Annotated in this window: 12 protein-coding genes; 2 read left to right on the top strand and 10 right to left on the bottom strand. The window is 58.6% G+C overall.

Annotated features, from left to right (window positions below; all coding sequences use genetic code 11):
* Positions 1-65: 65 nt before the first annotated feature.
* The 7 genes from FJE54_RS09720 to FJE54_RS09690 form a co-directional block, all read right to left on the bottom strand.
* A complete protein-coding gene (locus FJE54_RS09720; protein WP_139652596.1) occupies positions 66-776 on the bottom strand; it encodes a response regulator transcription factor in 711 nt (236 codons plus the stop codon).
* The gene (locus FJE54_RS09715) at positions 773-2,449 is read right to left on the bottom strand and encodes an ATP-binding protein (RefSeq protein WP_139652595.1); all 1,677 of its coding nucleotides are present in this window, start codon (positions 2,447-2,449) and stop codon (positions 773-775) included. The genes FJE54_RS09720 and FJE54_RS09715 overlap by 4 nt, the downstream gene beginning before the upstream one ends.
* A gap of 25 nt (positions 2,450-2,474) precedes the next feature.
* On the bottom strand, positions 2,475-3,128 hold the full coding sequence (locus FJE54_RS09710; RefSeq protein ID WP_139652594.1) for a TorD/DmsD family molecular chaperone: 654 nt from the start codon (positions 3,126-3,128) through the stop codon (positions 2,475-2,477).
* Between the two features lie 66 nt (positions 3,129-3,194).
* Complete coding sequence (locus FJE54_RS09705) at positions 3,195-3,773, bottom strand: 4Fe-4S dicluster domain-containing protein (protein WP_139652593.1); 579 nt, start codon at positions 3,771-3,773, stop codon at positions 3,195-3,197.
* 15 nt (positions 3,774-3,788) lie between these two features.
* Positions 3,789-6,422 (bottom strand): molybdopterin-dependent oxidoreductase, encoded by a 2,634-nt coding sequence (locus FJE54_RS09700; protein ID WP_139652592.1) that lies wholly within the window; start codon positions 6,420-6,422, stop codon positions 3,789-3,791.
* Positions 6,423-6,641: 219 nt separating this feature from the next.
* Positions 6,642-7,883 (bottom strand): ATP-binding protein, encoded by a 1,242-nt coding sequence (locus FJE54_RS09695; RefSeq protein ID WP_139652591.1) that lies wholly within the window; start codon positions 7,881-7,883, stop codon positions 6,642-6,644.
* Positions 7,884-8,165: 282 nt separating this feature from the next.
* Positions 8,166-9,863, bottom strand: a complete 1,698-nt coding sequence (locus FJE54_RS09690; RefSeq protein WP_255467339.1) for an FAD-dependent oxidoreductase — start codon at positions 9,861-9,863, stop codon at positions 8,166-8,168.
* Positions 9,864-10,071: 208 nt separating this feature from the next.
* Between FJE54_RS09690 and FJE54_RS09685 the strand changes: the two genes are divergently transcribed.
* Positions 10,072-11,526, top strand: a complete 1,455-nt coding sequence (locus FJE54_RS09685; protein ID WP_139652590.1) for a helix-turn-helix transcriptional regulator — start codon at positions 10,072-10,074, stop codon at positions 11,524-11,526.
* A gap of 57 nt (positions 11,527-11,583) precedes the next feature.
* Here FJE54_RS09685 and FJE54_RS09680 read toward each other — a convergent pair whose 3' ends face one another.
* On the bottom strand, positions 11,584-13,701 hold the full coding sequence (locus FJE54_RS09680; RefSeq protein ID WP_139652589.1) for a sodium-translocating pyrophosphatase: 2,118 nt from the start codon (positions 13,699-13,701) through the stop codon (positions 11,584-11,586).
* A 117-nt stretch (positions 13,702-13,818) separates the two neighbouring features.
* Positions 13,819-17,367 carry a pyruvate:ferredoxin (flavodoxin) oxidoreductase gene (nifJ, locus tag FJE54_RS09675; RefSeq protein WP_139652588.1) on the bottom strand — a complete coding sequence of 1,183 codons (3,549 nt, stop codon included), beginning with the start codon at positions 17,365-17,367 and terminating at the stop codon, positions 13,819-13,821.
* 396 nt (positions 17,368-17,763) lie between these two features.
* Here nifJ and FJE54_RS09670 point away from each other — a divergent pair, with 396 nt between their 5' ends.
* The gene (locus FJE54_RS09670) at positions 17,764-18,900 is read left to right on the top strand and encodes a GGDEF domain-containing protein (RefSeq protein ID WP_180326686.1); all 1,137 of its coding nucleotides are present in this window, start codon (positions 17,764-17,766) and stop codon (positions 18,898-18,900) included.
* A gap of 153 nt (positions 18,901-19,053) precedes the next feature.
* Here the strand turns inward: FJE54_RS09670 and FJE54_RS09665 are convergent, their stop codons facing one another.
* Positions 19,054-19,572, bottom strand: coding sequence for a very short patch repair endonuclease (locus FJE54_RS09665; RefSeq protein ID WP_139652586.1), 519 nt, complete (start codon positions 19,570-19,572; stop codon positions 19,054-19,056).
* Positions 19,573-19,575: the final 3 nt, after the last annotated feature.

Genomic DNA, 19,575 nt, shown 5'->3' with positions numbered 1-19,575 from the left:
GCGACCGTCAAGGCACCTCAGAATAAACCGAGCGGTTTTATCGGCTACTCGGCGAAGTTTTCGCCCTACACCCTCTCGGCGAACTTGTACCCCACGCGCCATACGGTAAGCAGATACCTCGGCTGCGAGGGGTTGTCTTCGATCTTCTCGCGAATCTTGCGGATGAACACGGTGATGCTGTTCTCGTCGACATCGCTTCCCTCGCCCCAGATGTGCTCGAATATCTGAGCACGTGTAAACACTTGGCCGGGACTTGCAGCCAACAGCGCAAGTATCTCGAATTCCTTCGCCGTCAAATCCACTTTCTCGCCGCGCAGCCGCACTTCGTAACGGTTGAAGCACACCTCGACATCTCCCGTGACGTTGCTTCCCTCGCGCGTAATCGCCTTGGCGAACGCGAGGTCCGATTTATGCCTGCGCAGATGCGCTTCGATGCGCAGCAGAAGCTCGTCGGAGCTGAACGGCTTCACCACATAATCGTCGCCGCCGGCTTTGAAACCGATCGACTTGTCGACGATGTCGCCTTTTGCGGAAAGAAAGATGATCGGGATGCGCCTGCCCCCCTCGCGCATGGTCTGGCACACGTCAAACCCGTTCATACCCGGCATCATCACGTCGAGCAGAAGCAGGTCGGGTTTTTCGGACGCAAGCACCTTGAGGCCTTCTTCTCCCCCGTACGCCGAACAGAATCGGTAGCCCGCCTCTTCGGTGAGCCGCCTGATAAGCACGTGCAGGCTCTCATCGTCATCGATGAGCATGATCTTTGCTTGGGTCATCTACCCCTCGCCCCCTCGCTGCCATCCGGATCGGCGGGAATCCTCACAGTGAACGTACTGCCTTTTCCCGGTGCGCTTTCGACGCAGAGGGTACCTTCGTGCATTTCGGTGTACTCCTTGGCCAAAGCGAGGCCGAGACCCGTTCCGCTGTACCTGCGCGAAGCAGAAGAATCGACCTGCACGAACCGTTCGAATATGCGCTTCTGATCTTTCTTCGCGATGCCGATCCCCGTGTCGATTACCTTGAACCACACTTCGTCGCATTCGGGATGGTAGCTGATCGCCAAACGAACCGACCCACCGCGCGGCGTGAACTTCACCGCGTTGCCCGCAAGGTTCTCGAGCACGTGGCGGAGTTTTTCGAAGTCCGCCACGATGAGCGGGACATCGGCATCGATATCGCAGGTGAATTCGATACCGTTCTGCTTAGCGAGCGGCTGCACGACCGACTGCACGAGCCCCGCGACATCCCCTAAATCAACCGTTTCCACATTCATCTCTATCCTGCCCGCATCGAGGCGGCTCATCTCCAAAATGTCGTTGATCATGAACAGAAGCGCGCGGCTGTTCGCCTCGATCTCGCGGCGCGTTTCCGCTTCCTTCTCGTCTTTCGGATCGTTTTCCTTGTTGAGCATTTCGGCGAACGCAAGGATGGAGGTGAGCGGCGTTCGCAGCTCGTGGCTCATCATGGCAAGGAAGTCGGATTTGTACTGGTTCTCGCCGCGCAAGCGGTCGTTAGCCTCTTCGAGCTGGGCACGTTGCCGCTCGAGCACGTCGTTTGCTCGGGCAAGCTGGGCGGTACGGTCTTCCACCTGCGTTTCGAGGTTGCCGTAGATGGTCGACAGCTCCTCGGCCATCCGATTGAAATCGGCTGTGAGCGTGTTCATCTCGCGCGACGATTCGGTGTAGGCAAGCTCCACATCGAGGTTGCCGGTTTGGATCTGCTCGACCGCAGCCTGGATTTTATTGAGCGGCCGCGTTACAAGGTATCCGAGCGCCAGATAAACGACCACAAGGCAGAACGCGAGCATGCCGCCGAAGAAGATTACGTCTTGCACGATGGCGGATTGCTCGCTTTCCATGTACACGTCAAGCGGCATGGTGATGCTGATGGCACCGCCGACATCGCCGATGGTCCACCCCTCCTTCGGAAATCCCGTCACGTCGATCTCGCCTTTAGGCTCGCCGTGGCAGTCGAGGCAGTTCTCTTCGATGCGCATGGGTGCCGAGTAGCGGAAGACCTCCTTACCGTCGCGTTCAGTCATCGCGTAGTATTCGGTGCGGCCTTCATCCATGAACGCATTAAGCGCAGCAGCTTCGAACTCATCGGGCTCATCGCCGATGTTGCGCGGGTTGAAGTTCACGAACTTGGTTTCATACTCGGATTGCGATGTGAACAGAAGCCCGATGCTGCGGCCGACGATGGCGCAGTGAAGCCCCTGATACACCCCGTCTTCGGTGTAGGATATCTGCTCGAGCCGGTCTTGGTTCGACGCCATGAACTCCCACATCGCATCCATCTGCTGCGCAAGCACCTCGCCTTTCTCGCGCAGCTCGCTTTCCATCTGGGCGCGCTTGTTCATCGAGGTCCACGCAAGATTGGCAAACAGCGACACGGCGACAAGAGCCGATATCAGCACAACGAACTTCGTTTTCAGCGTGACGTTTCCCATAGCGATCCCCCTGAAGCTTATAGTACTACACGAAAGATCGAATCTCCCTCAAAACCGCGTTGTCGCACTCACACACTAAAGCGCCCAGTGCAGCGAACGACGGATAAAACCCCGAGGAGTCTTGCCCCTTGAGGCGTTCGGCGAAGGGCCTGAACCATACTTGGATATGATGCTCGAGAAAATCGATCTGCGCAGCAAGCAATTCATGCAATCGCACGTACTCGCTAGTCGCATACGCAAAGCTCGTTTTCTTTGCAAGGGCCGCCATGAAACTCAACTCCGTCGCAAGGTGGTCGTCTGCTTCATGCGGATACCCAGCTGCTTGAAATCCTGCGCTTTGATACGCTTCACGAACAGCCAACGTGCTTTCTTGGAACAAGAGGGGCTCCCCCGTTGCGTACACCGACTCCCACGGAGGTGCAGGCAGCTTGGCGGGACCGACGAACAGCCTCGCATACTCGCTTTGTATTTCGCCGATATCGAAGCTTCTGCTTATCGTCGAGACAAGGGCGCGGTGCAGCGATTCGCATTCACCGCCGAGCAGCGCGCAAGCCTCCTGCGCATGGCCGTTTCTCACGATTTCGAGAAACGCTTCATCAGGCTCAGCTGCAAACGCCCGACTCAGATACGAATACAGAAAACTCCGATTGCACAGAAGCACATCGATTGCCTCGTCCATGACTCCCCCTTACGAAAGAGCCGTGGCATCGAGTATCCGATGCCACGGCTTGAGCTTCCCAAAAACTTAGAGCGTTACTGAAACCGGATCGGGCTTGAGCGCCGTCGCTTTCGCATCGATGGCAACCGACGGGTTCGTCTGTGAAGAATCGGGCAGGATGGCGATGTCGCTCACGCTATCGGGATAGATCTTTCTCAGCTCTTCGATGTCTCCGAAACCAAGCGCTCTCATGGGGCAGGCGGCGACGCAAGCCGGATTCTCCCCCGTCGACCGGAGTCCGATGCAGGCATCGCACTTATGGGTCTTCTGAATCGATTCGATGTACTGCGGCACCCCGTACGGACACGCCTTCACGCAGTACTGGCACCCGATGCACTTCTCGTCGTCGTGCTGTACCGTACCATCGTTCTCATCTATGTACGTAGCGGCATTCGGGCACACGGCAACGCATGCCGGCTCTTCGCAGTGGTTGCACGTTGCGGCGTAGTGATACACGTGTGCCTCGGGAAACATGCCCGTCTCGTAGCTCGTAACGGTGCGAAACAGCGTGCCCACGTCCAAATCGTTTTTATCCTTGCAGGCAACCTGACAGGTACGACACCCTATGCAGGCATTTTGATTGTAGTAGAATCCTTTTCTTCCCATGATCTCCCCCATTCGCTATTCGCAGATGATGCGCTGCGGACGCTCGCTATCGTCGACAAGCGCTTCGCCGGTGTACTTTTCGAAGTTGCAGATTGCGGTGTTCCATCCCGAAACACCCTGACCCGTCGGACATCCTCCGCAGATGACGTTATCGGCTCCTGCGGTGTCGTTCTCATCGGCAGCATCCATATCGACCCAGGCTCCATGCGGTAGCATAACGACACCGGGGATCACGCGATTGGTCAACGTCGCCTTGCGCAGCACCGTGCCGTAGGGGCTTGCAACGTGCACGGTATCGCCTGCGGCGACGCCCCGCTCGGCAGCATCCTGCGCGTTGAGGTACACGGGGTTCTCCCATGCTTCACGCAGCCAGGGGATGTTGTCGAACACCGTGTGCGAACGGCGCAGGTAATGGATGTTGAATATCTGGAAGGGGTACTCGCCTTTCTCACCCGTCGCATAATCGGCGAACGTGTCTTCGTATCCGCATACTTGCGGAATATAGGTGGGAACGGGCTCGATGGTGCTGTAACCCATACCGTTCACGATTTCGGCAAGGCGTGCCGAGTGGATTTCGAGCTTACCCGAGAGCGAGGGAAGCGGATTATTCTCAGGATCGCTCGCGAAGCCGCTGTAGGCAACGAATCCGTAGTTGTCGCCCGGTTTGCGCTCGATTTGATATACGCCCTTTTCCTTGAGCTCCTGAAATCCGATCACACCTTCCTGAGGCGAACCCTCAACGCCCCATTCGTCGATATCCTCCTGCGTGATCGTCACCAAAGGAGATGCGGTTGTGCCGTCTTCTTCAACGTAAGTCGCTCCGGCAACCGTATTGAAGAACTGCTGGTTCTCGTCGATATCGTACACGGCACCTTCGTCGATTCCAAGCTTCTTGGCCAGCTCGCGTGCGATCCACTGGTCGCTTTGGCTTTCGAAGAGCGGTTCAGTCACCTGCGTGTACATGATGAGCATTTCACGATTTCCCGTGAGAAAGCCGCCTGGCCGTTCCCACAACGTTGTAACGGGAAGGATAATGTCGGAATAGAGCGCGTTCGTCGTGAGGAACTGCGCGTGCGACACGACGAAGTCGACTTTGCGATGGGCTTCTATACCTTCTGACATGGCGTCGGTCGTTTGGAGCGTGGCGCCTCCCCCATGATAGATCACATGGATGTCGATATCGCGTACCTCCGAAGGAGCTTTATCGGCATCGGCGGGCATGGTCACGGTTCCGTTGCGTCCATTCCACGTGTATTGCCCTTCCAGTATCGACCTCCATACCTCGGTCTTGTTGATACTGTCATCGACAGGGACGTCTTTGATTGCCGCTACCCCGGAAGGACCCGGATTAACAAGCGAAGGGCCGCCGTTACCAGCAGCGCTATGGCAGTTGACTCCGGTCATATGCCCCGGTTTCCCCATATGCCCCGTCATCGCTCCGATCGTCGAGAACACCTGAGGGAACCCATCGGAGTTGTGGGTACGAGCTGGCGCCCATCCGCACATAAGCGCCACGGCCGTGCTCGGCGCGATTTCTTCGGCAAGCTGACGTATGCGATCCGCCGAGATACCGCAAAGCTCCGCGGCCCACTCGGGCGTTTTCGGCAGACCGTCATATGTTCCGAGTACGTAGTCCTTGAAATTGCCTTGCGGATCGCTTCCTTCGGGCATATGCTCGGCATCGAAGCCGATCGTGTGCGTAGTCAGAAAATCCCAATCGATGAGGCTTTTGCCTTGCGCATCGCCGTCGATGAGCGCATAGGCGAGTCCGATAAGGAAAGCGGTGTCCTGACCGGGACGGATCGGCAGCCATTCGGCACCGAGCACCTCGTAGGTATCGTTATAGTACGGATCGATAGCGATAAACCGTGCTCCGTTTTCTTTCGCCTGCAGCATATGGAACGTCGGATTCCCGCCCGAACTCCATGCCGGATTCGATCCGATCATGACGAACAGCTCGGTGTTTTCCCGCATGTCGATTCGATCGTTGATGCCGCCCGACCACGTTTCGGTACCGATAATGCCCGCCGTAAGCGCGAACGAACCGTATGATCCCGTCCCCCACGTTGCAGTGTAGCCACCGAAAAGCGTCAGCACGCGCCCGATCTCAGAGCCGATAGCCAAAATGGAGCGATTACCGTACTGGTCCTTCGCCTTCTTCAGCTCGTCGGCTACATAGGTTAGTGCCTCGTCCCATTCGATACGCTCCCAGTCGTCTTTACCGCGCAGCTCGCCCTGCGGATTATCGGGGCTCCACCCTTTGCGCTTCATGGGATATTTGATGCGGTCGGCCGAAAACACCTGCTTGCGCTGAGAACGGCCGCGAAGGCAGGCCCGTTGCTGCGGATAATCGGCGCTGTCCTCGTGGGTATCGTCGGTTTTCTGCCGAATTGCCACGCCGTCTTTCACGAGCACCTTGTTCAAACAGCGTCCCCCGCAGTTGTGCCAGCACGCTGCCGTAATCCACTGCCCGTCAACCGGAACGGTTTCGCCATTGTCAGTCGTCGCATCGGCGGGTTCGACTTTGTTCGCGCATCCCGCAAGTCCGCCCGAAACCGCGAGTGCCGCCGTAGCGGCCGCGCTCGCCTTCAGGAAATTCCTTCGGCTCATGCCCGAAGACTCTCTTATTGTTTCCAGATAGCTCGTCATTGATCCTCCTCTTCCTTGTGAATACCCCCAGGAGTGACACGTTCGGTGTCTGTATCGAGATTACGAGCCGCAAAGATTAATGGCTATGTTTTCACCCTTGAGACTTTCTTAATTATACCTTTCCGAATTATTAATTGACGCTTGCGAAGAGGCGCTCAGCTCACAGCCAGAGTAAAGCACACGGAGTCGCCGTTTGCTCCTGTAGCTTGCATGCTCCGCTCACTTCTCCTCTTGCTGCAGCCATTCAAGAAGACTGCCCACCAAAATACCGTCTTCGGTTGTTCCGACACGGAGTTTATCCATTGTGAGCACCACTTTAGGGAAAGAATCCCTAATCGCCCTGAGCGGAGCAAGCTCGCGCTCGAAGACTTTTTCGTCGCCGAGCGTCTCCGAAACTTGAATGTAAAGGCGCTCGCTTCTGCGTTGCGCGACGAAATCGATCTCCGCCTTTTCGAGCGTGCCGACCTCGATGGCGTATCCACGGCGGAGCAATTCCATGTAAACCACGTTTTCCAACTGGAATCCGATGTTTTGCAACCTGAAGTTCGTCGCAAGATTTCTCAGTCCCGTATCAGCCGGATAATACTTCTGCAGCGGACGCAATAGCTCTTTTCCCTGCAATCCCCCCTGCGGTGCTGCATGCAGTATCAAAGCCTGTACAAGTGCGTACAAATACGAATCTACGGTCTCGTATGCTGTTTTTACTCCTGAACTGGTTAAGTAATTTGCAACGCTTCGGGTTGACAGCAGATTTCCGGAAGTAGAGAAGATGTACTTCACCAGTCGCTCGAGCAATGCGAGATCGCGAATTTTGTGCCTTTGAGCTACATCTTTTAGTACCACCGTGTTGTAGATGCTGATCAACTCTCTGAAAATATCTTCCTCATCCCAGGTTTTCAGCGAAAACAGGCTTGGCATGCCTCCGTAAAGCAGATAGAGCCGAAACGCGCTTTCCGTATCCCGAGCAGGCAGCCCGGCTTCTTCCCAAAAGTGCAGGTACTCCGTAAACGAAAGAGGATAGATCTCAAGTTCGATATAGCGACCCGAAAGCAAGGTAGCAAGCTCGGAAGAAAAAAGCTCAGCATTCGAACCCGTTATGTATATGTCAACGCCAGGTTGGGCATGCAGTCCTCGTACCACTCTTTCCCATCCGACGACCTCTTGTATCTCATCGAGAAAGACATAAAAGGCAGATCCCTCATCGATCAACTGCAGGGCTGCCTCAATTTCCTTCTGCAAAGCATCCGCTTCTTGCACGGCGGGCAGCCCGAACAGGTCGAAGCGTTTGTAGAAGATATTTCTATCTTCAATACCACGACGTTTCAGCTCTTCGACAAGCATTTCGAGAAGCACCGATTTACCGCACCGCCGTATGCCCTTGAGCACCTTCACCTGTTCGGTGTCGAGATAGTGGTTAAGCAGTTTTTCATAGCGAGGGCGACTATAGCGTAGTGCATCCATATCATGCTCCTATTGTAGATTATGATCTACATCATATACCAATTTATGGTAAATGTAGATTACAATCTATATTAATACAGCATGGTTCCCATACCGTACACTACGTTCGATGTTCTATACAGGACGTATCGCGTCAGCATACAAGCTGGGTTGAACTCAGAAATCGAAAACGGATCCTGCCAATCGGCATGGCCCGCCTCTAAAAACAAGGCCCGCACGCAAATGCGCACGGGCCTTGCCAAACGGTTCAGATGCTCTTCGAGACATGCATCTGCGCACATGCTACTTCGCGGCGAGCGCCTTGCCGATCATACGCGCGAAGGTGACCGATCGGCCGCAGCAGTGGCCAGTCGACATGTTCGGGTAGGTGTGGGCGAAATACGATCCCGAATCGACGCCGGCAACGTAGAGACCCTCGATCGCGTTGCCTCCCTCGTCAACAGCCTGGAAATTCTCGTTGATCGTGATGCCGTCGAGCGTGCAGAGCATGTAGCCCGAGGTGCGCACGCCGTAGAACGGAGGCGTGCGGATGGCGGACAGGCGGAAATCCTCCTTGCCGAAATCAGGATCGACCTGGTTGTCGAAGTTCTCGTTCTGACGATCGACCGTCTTTTTCAGATTGTCCGCCGGAATGCCGAGGCCCTCGGCAAGCTCCTCGATCGTATCGGCTACAACGATGTAGCCGTTCTCGATAAGGCCTTCGTTGATGCCCTGCGTCACTTCGAGCGTCATGTTGGTGGGAGCCCCGTTGTCGAAAGGATACACGCGGGCGCATCCGTGGATGTCGAACTGCTCGAGGTAAGTCGCGTAGTCCGCATCCCAGATATCGACAACCGTATGATGCGGCTGCGCGATGGCGGCGTTGAGCACGTAGTCGTAGGGAGCCGATTCGTTGGTGAAACGCTCGCCGTTGAGGTTGACCTTGAGCCACGGGTTCGAACCCATCCAGAACAGCGACCCCACCGTTTCAGCTCCACCGTACTCGTCGGGCTTGACGGCAACGCGGTCGAACACCATCGCCGTGTGCGCTTCGTCCATGTGCGCACCCGCCCACAGACACGACTTGATGCCGTCGCCCGTCGTTCCATCGATGGCGATGGACAGCGAGTACTTGCTGAGCGTCTGAGGCTGCAAGGCCTTGAGCATGTCCTCGTTGCGCGCGTAGCCGCCCGTGCACACCACGGTGCCCTTCGAGGCGTTGATCTTGATGTAGCCGTCGGGACCCTTCGCAATGGCACCGGTGACCTTATCGCCTTCCTTCACGAGTTTGACAAGCGGCGTCAGGAAACGGAAATCGACGCCCTTCTCTTTCGCATAGTCGCCGAGTACGATCTTGCCGTTGACGACGTCTTTGAGCCCGGCGAATTCGGCATCAGCGGGCCAGCTGGGGATATGGCCCGTCGGCCAGTGCTTGTAGCGCGACGGCTTCGCATTCTCGGCGCCCTCGAAGAACAGCTCGAAACCCGCCTCTTCGAGTCGATCCTGATACCAGTCGATCGCCTCGCCGGAGTTCTGAGCCCAAATATGGTACAGGCGCTGGTTGCAGTAGTTGTTCGCGTAGCGGGTCAGGTCGTTGCAGATCTCGTTCTCGTCGATTTCAACGCCCGCTTCCTTCTGAAGACGGCTGTTGATCGAGCCGAGGTTGTCGCGCACGCCTCCGCCGATGGAGCCCTTCTCGAGGCATACGACCTTGGCACCCTCTTCCGCCGCAGAGCACGCAGCGAACAAACCCGACGTTCCCGCCCCACATACGAGCACCTCGGTGTCGACGGTTTCGACGATATCGCTTTCCGCTATTTCGGGTTCGGCTCCGAGCCAATCGGTTGCTGCAGCGGCCCCGCTTCCTCCCTCGGCGCTCGCGGACGGTGCAGCTGGGGCGCACCCCGCAAGCCCCGCACCCGCCAGCGCGGCTGCCGTGGCACCGAGCCCCAAGAACGCCCGGCGGCTCATCCCACTTTTCTGCATGGTTTCCTGCTTCATCGTTTCCTCCCTTGCATACCGTTTTCTTTCCTTCGGATTGCGCTCCGCTTGCGCCGAAACCGCATCCGACGCATACAAACGTAGCGTCGCGGGAGCTCCTTTTTCATCATACGACTCGGGTGATTTTGGCTTGAATGCGCCGTTTCGCCCGTATCACCCTGTTAGAATGAAGCGATGAAATAGAAGTCGTTACCCGAGGAGGAGCAGAGTGCACGTCGCCGCAGCAGGACGCGATGAGCGCACGGGGCGAAGCGTCGCGAAAAAGCGGATAAAGCGCGTAGCTGCGTGCTTTGCCGCTCTCGTGCTCATGTTCACCGAGTACTGGCTTTTGAACTTCTGCGCATTTCCCCTATTCGACGCTGTATCGCCTTGGACACGCGAAATCAGCGCCGCAGCGGGAGGCATCGGACTCATCGTCATGGCGATCGTAGCCCGTTGGAAGCCGGGACTGCTCAAAAAGCACCTCTTCCCGGGAATCTTCGCCACGCTCGTCGCAGGAGCCATCCTCACGCTTGCGGGTCTGTATCTCGATTCGTTTTTCGTGCTCGCTGCAGGAGCATCTGTCATCACCATCGGCATCAGCCTTGCAGCCGTCCTCGTAGGAGTCGCATGCATGGGCCTCGATCTGCGCACGTTGGGGATAGGCATTGCGTTCGCCTATTTCGCGTCATATGCGCTGCGCATACTGTTCCCGCTGCTTCCTATCGAAGCGAATCTGCTTCTGTTCGTCGCGCTGCCTTTTGTCACCCTTGCCCTCTGCGCCTCGTCGGCCCGACCCGTTTTACGGCAGATCCTCGCAGCCGATCCCCCTGCCGACGCGGCGGTCACCTCACCTGCCTCTTACCTGCCGTTCGTCCATCAGGTGTTCGTCACGCTCATCATCTTCCGGTTCATATACGGATACACGCTCACGTTCGCCGAAACCGACCGCGTGCCCATCTTCCCGCTGCTCGCCCTCCTTCCGCTCGGCGTCTACGCGCTCGTGCGGCTCGCGAGAAAGCAACCCCTCGATCCGGATGCGCTGTTCAGAGTTTCCATTCTGTTCAGCATCGCAGGGTTTCTCGTCCCCTCGATCGCGGGCACACAAAACGATCTGATCGCAAGCAACCTCCTGAGCAGCGGCACGGGGCTCTTCGAGATTCTCATGTACTTCGTGCTCGTCGCGCTTGCCGCGAAAAACGTTGCCAACGCGCTCGTGGTTCTTACCTGGGGAACCGCTATGGCATCGCTCGGAACGATCATCGGGGCGAACTTCGGGCGGCTCGCAAACCAGTACTACCACATCGACTACGGCGTGATCGCAACCGTTTCCGCCTGCATCGTGTTCGGCCTCGTGGTGTACATTCTGGCAACGCAGCGCAACTTCAGCTTCGGCGACACGATCCGCAAGGTGGAACCCGCCGCGCCCCTCTCGCCGAGCGAGCGGCCCGCCGATTTCGAGCAACGCTGCCGTCTGCTGAGCGAAGCCCACGGACTCACCGCGCGCGAAGACGAAATATTCAGCTTGCTCGCGCAGGGGCGCAACGCGCGGTTCATCCAAGAGAAGCTCGTCGTCTCGTACAACACCGTGAAAACCCACGTGAGCCACATCTATGCGAAGCTCGACGTGCACACCCATCAAGAGCTCATCGATCTTGTCGAAGGTCGGCACGACACCGCATAGAAAAAGGCCGGCAGCTCAGCGCTGCCGGCCTTTTCAAACAAACTTCGGTGCAAGCTTTTATGCCAGAAGCGCCAAAAGCGGAACCAGCAGAAGCGCAACGATGTTGAACACCTTGATCATAGAGTTCAGCGCAGGACCTGCGGTATCCTTGTACGGATCGCCGACCGTGTCACCGGTGACGGCAGCCTGATGGGCGAACGAGCCCTTGCCGCCGAACTTGCCCTCTTCGATGAGCTTCTTGGCGTTGTCCCACGCGCCGCCGCCGCTCGTCATGGAGATGGCGACAAACAGACCCGTGATGATGGTACCCACAAGCGCTCCGCCTAACACGAGCGTCGTGAATTCGAACGCCTGGTCGTAGCCGACGGCCTGTAAGATGAAGCCGACGACGATGATGAGGATGGGCGTGCCGATCGGGATCATGGCCGGAAGCACCATCTCGCGCAGCGCGGCCTTGGTTACAAGATCAACGCAACGTGCGTAATCGGGCTTGCCCGTACCCTCCATGATGCCGGGAATCTCTTTGAACTGACGGCGCACTTCCTCGACGACGTCGCCTGCGGCCTTGCCGACGCTCGTCATGGCGCGGGCGGCGAACAGATACGGCAGAAGGCCGCCGATGAACAGGCCGATGAGCACGAAGGGGTTCGCGAGGTCGAATGTGAACGCCGCACCCGTTTCTTCGGTTACCGTGTGGGTGAAGTCAGCGAACAGCACCACGGCCGCAAGAGCCGCCGATGCGATAGCGTAGCCTTTGGTGACGGCCTTGGTGGTATTGCCCACCGCATCGAGGGCGTCGGTATTCTCGCGCACGCTCTCGGGCAGGCCGCTCATCTCGGCTATGCCGCCCGCGTTGTCGGTCACGGGACCGAACGAGTCGATAGCGACGACGATGCCCGCCATCGAAAGCATCGAAAGCGCAGCGACGGCGATGCCGAAGATGCCGCCAAGGAAGAAGCTCGCCAGCGTTGCGATGACGATCACGAGGATCGGCAGGCCGGTAGCCTCCATGCCGACAGCGAGGCCCTGAATGACGTTCGTGCCGTGGCCAGTCACGGAAGCCTCCGCGATCGATTCGACCGGCTTCTTCTCAGACGAGGTGTAATGGTCGGTAATGTAGACCATAGCCGCAGTAAGCACGACACCGATAACGGCGCAGATCCAAATGGACAACGGCGTGATGCCGGCCGGTGCGAGCCCGGTGTTCACCACGGTGACGTCGGCGAGCATCCAGTTCGTGATCGGGAAGAACGCCACGATGGCAAGGATGGCCGAAATCCACAGGCCCTTGTACAGCGCGCCCATGATGGTGCCGTTCTCGCTCATCTTGACGAACACGGTGCCGATGATCGAGGCGATGATGGAGGCGACGCCGATCACGACCGGGAATCCGAGCGACACGACGATGTTCTCGGCACCGAAGGCGAGGTTGCCGATGAGCATGGCGGCAACCGTGGTCACCACGTAGGTCTCGAACAGGTCGGCGGCCATGCCGGCGCAGTCGCCCACGTTGTCGCCCACGTTGTCGGCGATAACGGCGGGGTTGCGCGGATCGTCTTCGGGAATGCCTGCTTCGACCTTGCCCACAAGGTCGGCTCCCACGTCGGCGGCTTTGGTGAAGATGCCGCCGCCGAGACGCGCGAACACCGAGATGAGCGAACCGCCGAAGCCGAGGCCCACGAGCGCAGCAAACGGTGCCGTGCCCGTCAGCACGAGAAACGACATGACGGACACCGAGAGAATCCCGAGTCCGATGACGAACATGCCGGTGACGGTGCCCGACTGGAACGCCACGCGCAGGGCATGTCCAAGGCCCGTGCGTGCCGCTTCAGCCGTGCGCACGTTCGCCGCAACCGAGATGCGCATGCCGATGAAGCCTGCTGCAGCCGATGCGACGCCGCCTACGATGAAGCCGATTGCCGTCCAGATGCCGAAGCCCGATACTCCCATGAAGCCGGGAACGAGCAGTACGATGGCAACGATAACGCCGACGATGGCGACGGTGCGGTACTGGCGGCCGAGATACGCCATCGCTCCTTCTTGAATGGCCGCGGCGATGCTCTGCATTTTTTCATTGCCTGCAGGCATCTTGTTGATCCGGGTGATCAAGACACCTGCGTAGACGGCTGCGATGATGCCGGCTACCAGGCCCAAGATCAGGGGTAATTCTGCCATTGGGTCCCTCTTTCCTTCCTTGATACGTACACGGTTACTGATTCATCTGCATACTATACAAGAAAAGAGGCTTGCTTTTGCGACAAGCCTCTTTCTCTTATCTCCGCACGCCGAGGCTTACGCCTCGGAGTAGACCTCCTTGAGCTTCAGAAGGTGGTCGTAGCGATCCATTGCCGCCTTCTCGTTACGCTCGAACAGCTCGTTCGCGCGATCGGGGAACTCACGCGTCAGGCGGCTGTAGCGCGCCTCATTCATGAGGAATTCCTTGTATCCGCCCGCAGGCTCCTTGGAGTCGAGCACGAACTTCTTGCCGGCCGGGGCGGCGGGATTGAAGCGAAGCAGGTTCCAGTAGCCGCAATCGACGGCCTTCTTCATCTCGTCTTGGCAGTTGGCCATGCCGCCCTTGATGGAGTGCATTTCGCAGGGCGAGTAGCCGATGATGAGCGACGGTCCGGGATACGCCTCAGCTTCGGCGATGGCCTTCAGGGTCTGCGCGGGCTTGGCGCCCATGGCAACCTGCGCCACGTACACGTACCCGTAGCTAATGGCGATTTCGGCGAGGCTCTTCTTCTTGATATCTTTGCCCGCAGCCGCGAACTGGGCGACCTGGCCGATGTTGGAAGCCTTCGAGGCCTGGCCGCCGGTGTTGGAATACACCTCGGTGTCGAACACGAACACGTTCACGTCTTTGCCCGAAGCGAGCACATGATCGAGGCCGCCGTAGCCGATGTCGTACGCCCAGCCGTCGCCGCCGAAGATCCAGACGGACTTCTTGGTGAGATACTCTTTGTTCTCGAGAATGGCGGAAGCGAGTTTGGCCGCACCCGTATCGCCTGCTGCGACCTTCTCAAGTTCGGCCGCATACGCAGCGGATGCCTCTTTGCTCGCATCTCCCTCGTTCATGGAGTCGAGCCACGCCTGAGCGGCCTGTTTGACGGATTCGCTGACATCTCCCGCCACGAGCTCTTCGGTGTCGGCAACGAGCTTGCTGCGCACCGCCTCATGGCCGAGGAGCATGCCCAAGCCGTGCTCGGCGTTGTCCTCGAACAGCGAGTTCGACCATGCCGGTCCGTGTCCGTCTTTGTTCACCGTATACGGCGAAGTCGCCGCAGGCCCGCCCCAGATCGACGAGCAGCCGGTCGCGTTCGCCACGTACATGCGGTCGCCGAACAGCTGGGTGATGAGGCGCGCGTACGCGGTCTCCGCGCAGCCGGCGCAGGCTCCCGAGAACTCGAGGAGCGGCTGCTTGAACTGGCTGCCCTTGACGCTCACGTCTTCCAGCTCGGGCTTATCGGCCACGGACTGCACGCAGTAGTCGAACACCTCTTGCTGCGCAAGTTCGCCCTCAGTGGGAACCATTGCGAGCGAATCGGTGGGACACGTGCCGATGCAGACGCCGCAACCCATGCAATCGAGCGGCGAGATGGCAAGCGTGTACTGATAGCCCTCGTTGCCTTTGCCCTTCATCGGCACGAGCTTAGTAGCCGAGGGGGCCGAAGCCGCTTCCTCAGCGGTTAACGCGAACGGACGGATGGTCGCATGCGGGCACACGAACGAGCACTGGTTGCACTGGATGCACGTCGATGCATCCCACGTGGGAACGGTAACGGCGACCCCGCGCTTCTCGTACGCCGCAGCACCCAGCTCGAACTGTCCGTCGGCATGCGCCGCGAACACCGAGACGGGAAGGCTGTCGCCGTCCATGCAGCCCACAGGCTCCATGATGGAGTTGACCATCGTGACCACCTCGGGACGGCCGACGAGCCCGGGCGCTCCCCCGTCGTCGGTCGCTTGCGCCCAGCTAGCCGGAACCTCGATCTTCTTGTAGGCCGTTGCACCGGCATCGATGGCGCGGTGGTTCATATCGACGACTTCCTGGCCCTTCTTCAGGTAAGAGGCGGTGGCAGCATCCTTCATGTATTGGATGGCCTCTTCCTGCGGCATGACGTTCGCAAGCGAGAAGAACGCCGACTGCAGAATGGTGTTCGTGCGCTTGCCCATGCCGATCTCCTGGGCAAGGTCGATGGCGTTGATGGTGTAGAGTTGGATGTCGTTCTCGGCGATGTAGCGTTTCGCCTCGGCATTCAGGTGATGTTCGAGCTCTTCGAGATCCCATTGGCAGTTGATCATGAAGACTCCGCCGGGCTTCACGTCGTTGACCATGCGGAAGCCTTTGGTCACGTACGAGGGATTGTGGCAGGCCACGAAGTCGGCCTTGTTGATGTAATAGGTGGAACGAATGGGCGAATCGCCGAAGCGCAGGTGGCTGATCGTCACGCCGCCCGTCTTCTTCGAATCGTACTGGAAGTAGGCCTGCACGTACTTATCGGTGTGGTCGCCGATGATCTTGATGGAGTTCTTGTTCGCACCCACCGTGCCATCGCCGCCGAGACCCCAGAACTTGCACTCGATGGTACCTTCTGCAGCGGTGTTGGGGGAAGCCGGATCCTCGGGCAGGGACAGGTTCGTCACGTCGTCAACGATGCCGACGGTAAACTCGCGGGCGGGAGCGTCCTTCTCGAGCTCCGTGTAGATGGCGAACACCGAAGACGGCGGGGTGTCCTTCGAACCCAAGCCATAGCGGCCGCCGACGACGGTGAGATCGGTGCGGCCTTCCTGAGCGAGTGCGTTGACCACGTCCATGTAGAGCGGCTCGCCCACCGAACCGGGCTCCTTGGTGCGGTCCATGACCGCGATCTTGGTTGCCGTGGCGGGAAGCGCGGCCACGAACTTCTCGGACACGAACGGACGGTACAGGCGCACCTTCACGAGGCCGACCTTCTCGCCGTGCGCGTTCAGGTAGTCGATGACTTCCTCGACGACGTCGCAGAACGAGCCCATGGCCACGATCACGCGATCGGCGTCCGGAGCACCGTAGTAGTTGAACAGCTCGTAATCGGTGCCGAGCTTCTCGTTCACCTTGTGCAGGTACTCTTCGACGACGGAGGGCAGCGCGTCGTAGTGGCCGTTGATGGCCTCGCGGTGCTGGAAGAAGATGTCGCCGTTCTCATGGCTGCCGCGCATGGCGGGGCGCTCGGGGTTGAGCGCATGGTCGCGAAACGCCGCGACTGCATCCATGTCGCACAGCTCGGCCAAGTCGTCGTAGTCCCACACGGCGATCTTCTGCACTTCGTGGGAGGTGCGGAAGCCGTCGAAGAAGTTGATGAACGGCACGCGGCCTTTGATGGCGGCGAGGTGCGCGACGGCAGACAGGTCCATGACCTCCTGCACGTTGCTTTCGGCGAGCATGGCGAACCCGGTCTGGCGGCATGCCATAACGTCGGAATGGTCGCCGAAGATGGAAAGCGCCTGGGTGGCAACCGTACGCGCGCTGACGTGGAACACGCACGGCAGCATTTCAGCTGCGATCTTGTACATGTTGGGGATCATGAGAAGCAGACCCTGCGAGGCGGTATAGGTGGTGGTCAGCGCGCCTGCGGCAAGCGACCCGTGCACCGCGCCGGCAGCCCCCCCCTCGGACTGCATCTCGCATACCTTCACCGTGGTGCCGAAGATGTTCTTCTGTCCGGCAGCGGCCCACTGATCCACCAAATCGGCCATAGGGCTCGACGGGGTAATGGGGTAAATGCCTGCTACCTCCGTAAACGCATAGGAGACGTACGCAGCAGCATTGTTGCCGTCCATTGATTTCAGTTCTCTCGTCATACACCTCTCCTTTGAAGGGATTATGCTCTGATCGGAAGCTTTCGATGACCGTCGGCTTGCGATGCGCCGTAGCGTCACCTAAACCTCAACCCCACTCAGAGCTCTTCGTCTGATCGGATACACGGCATTCATGATACCAGTAGGAATTCTTCGCTTTATGCGACGAGGGCAACGGGCAGCTTGCCGCGGTCGCTCCCATCGGCAAACGGCCAGTTTTTATGGTGGAAGCGTGAACGAATACGAGCAGGTTCTCATAGACGACAGAAAGCGATGCTCGGCGGTCCGAAAGCACACGGCATCCTGAAAACATACCTGAATGGCAGGAATTCGCGAGGATACGCTATACTATCGCCTATTGCTGACTGTTTAGGTCATGTATCATGTTCAAGGAGGAACATGGATCCGCTTTTGCTCTATATCGAGGTAAACGGCCTGTGTGTTCTCATCATGGCCTTGATCCTTGCCAAGACGTACCTGGGTAGCGATTTGCGCGACCGGCAGGTTTGGTTCGCAGCGGTTCTGATCGCAAACATCGTCGCATGCGGGCTCGACGTCGCATGGGCCCTCGTCGACAACGGCTTTGCGCATCTCGGCCGCTTCGGTAGCTACTGCATAAACGCCCTGTATTACCTCGCCGCATCCGTCGGCAGCTTCTGCTGGTTCGTCTATTCCGAACGCGTTCAGAACTCGCGCTTCGCATCGACGGCAAAAGGGCTCGCGCTGAGCGCTTTGCCCCTGATCGTATCAGTTGTCCTGATAGCGCTGTCCGCCGAAACCGGCTGGATACTCTCGGTCGATGCAAACGGCGCATACTATCGGGGAGATTGGTACGCTGTGCAGTTCTGCATCGTGTACGGTTACGGTGCCGTCACCGCCGTCCATGCGCTCATCGGTGCGTTCAAAAAGGAGAACTTCGCACAACGCTCGCAGTACATCGCACTCGCTTCATTCGCGGTATTCCCGCTTGTCGGCATTACGCTACAGGCGTTTCTGCCCGGCGTTCCGCTTACGAGCGTCGGCGTTGCGTTCGCCCTTCTGTGGGTCTATCTCGATATGCAGGAGCAGAAGATATCGCTCGACCCCCTCACCCAGCTCAACAACAGAACCCAGCTTGCCCGCTACGTTTCGAGCAGGATGAGGCATCGAGACGCGTTGCGGCCCCTGCGCCTCTTCATCATCGACGTCGACCGCTTCAAGCACATCAACGATACGTTCGGCCACGTCGAGGGCGATCGCGCGCTGCAAAGGGTAGCCGACGCGATGCGATCGGGCTTTGCCGGCAGTTCGTATTTCTTGGCGCGCTACGGAGGCGATGAGTTCGTGCTCGTCGCCGAGACCGGAGACGAGCACGGCTTGGACCGCGTCTCCGATATTCTGAACGCAGAGCTTGAGCGGCTCGGAGAGGCGGCGAAAGCCCCCTACCCCCTGAAAGCGAGCGTCGGCTGCGCCATGTGCACCGACGAGATGCGAACGCTCCAAGATCTCATTCGCGCGGCCGACAAGCAACTCTACCTCGCTAAACAAGCGCGATAGCCGCTGCGTTTCGCCGTTTTCGGATAAACAAACGCGGTGGCCGCCGCATTTCGTTGCATCAGACACCGCCCAGGACCAAAGACCGTCCGGCCTGCGCACCCACGATTCGGTCGCCGGCTTCTGCCGCAGCCACAACCCCGATGCGCCCACGGCCTACGCCTCGGTCGTAGCAGAAACCCCCGACGCGTCCGCCCGATCGCTTGCATGATCGTCCGCTTCCAAGGCGCGAAGCGGTTTGCCGAGCTCTTCGGCGAGCAGCGGGAGCAGCTCGGAAAACGTCTCGTCGATCTTCTTTTTCTTGAGTTGGCATTCCCAGACAACGTGGACCTTCCATCCGAGCTCTTCAAGCAAAGCAAGATTTTTCTCGTCGCGTTCGACGTTTCGCTCGAACTTGATATGCCAGTACTCGATGTTCGATTTCGGGAGCGGCAGGTTGCAATGAGGGCAGCGATGCCAGAAGCATCCGTTGATGAACAGCGCCACGCGCTTTCCCGGCCACGCAACATCGGGGCGACCCGGCACCTTCCACTGGAGTCGGTAGCCCGTCAATCCCGCCCCGCGCAAGCGCTTGCGCACGAGAAGCTCGGGCTTCGTGTTCGCCCTCTTGTTGGACACCATCGACTTATGGACGGCTTCCGACGACGCTTTCGGTACGCAAGGATTGACAGCCATGAA

It is taken from the genome of Raoultibacter phocaeensis (assembly GCF_901411515.1).
GTDB lineage: Bacteria > Actinomycetota > Coriobacteriia > Coriobacteriales > Eggerthellaceae > Raoultibacter > Raoultibacter phocaeensis.
The sequence above is the reverse complement of the archived record's forward strand: the minus strand, read 5'-3'. Positions and strand labels throughout refer to the sequence as shown.

What these genes read in the sequence shown, in the direction of transcription:
- FJE54_RS09710 (WP_139652594.1), bottom strand. Translation starts at nt 3,128, where the DNA reads ATGGACGAGGCAATCGATGTGCTTCTGTGCAATCGGAGTTTTCTGTAT.
- FJE54_RS09680 (WP_139652589.1), bottom strand. Translation starts at nt 13,701, where the DNA reads ATGGCAGAATTACCCCTGATCTTGGGCCTGGTAGCCGGCATCATCGCA.
- FJE54_RS09695 (WP_139652591.1), bottom strand. Translation starts at nt 7,883, where the DNA reads ATGGATGCACTACGCTATAGTCGCCCTCGCTATGAAAAACTGCTTAAC.
- nifJ (WP_139652588.1), bottom strand. Translation starts at nt 17,367, where the DNA reads ATGACGAGAGAACTGAAATCAATGGACGGCAACAATGCTGCTGCGTAC.
- FJE54_RS09700 (WP_139652592.1), bottom strand. Translation starts at nt 6,422, where the DNA reads ATGACGAGCTATCTGGAAACAATAAGAGAGTCTTCGGGCATGAGCCGA.
- FJE54_RS09720 (WP_139652596.1), bottom strand. Translation starts at nt 776, where the DNA reads ATGACCCAAGCAAAGATCATGCTCATCGATGACGATGAGAGCCTGCAC.
- FJE54_RS09690 (WP_255467339.1), bottom strand. Translation starts at nt 9,863, where the DNA reads ATGAAGCAGGAAACCATGCAGAAAAGTGGGATGAGCCGCCGGGCGTTC.
- FJE54_RS09705 (WP_139652593.1), bottom strand. Translation starts at nt 3,773, where the DNA reads ATGGGAAGAAAAGGATTCTACTACAATCAAAATGCCTGCATAGGGTGT.
- FJE54_RS09670 (WP_180326686.1), top strand. Translation starts at nt 17,764, where the DNA reads ATGGATCCGCTTTTGCTCTATATCGAGGTAAACGGCCTGTGTGTTCTC.
- FJE54_RS09715 (WP_139652595.1), bottom strand. Translation starts at nt 2,449, where the DNA reads ATGGGAAACGTCACGCTGAAAACGAAGTTCGTTGTGCTGATATCGGCT.
- FJE54_RS09665 (WP_139652586.1), bottom strand. Translation starts at nt 19,572, where the DNA reads ATGGCTGTCAATCCTTGCGTACCGAAAGCGTCGTCGGAAGCCGTCCAT.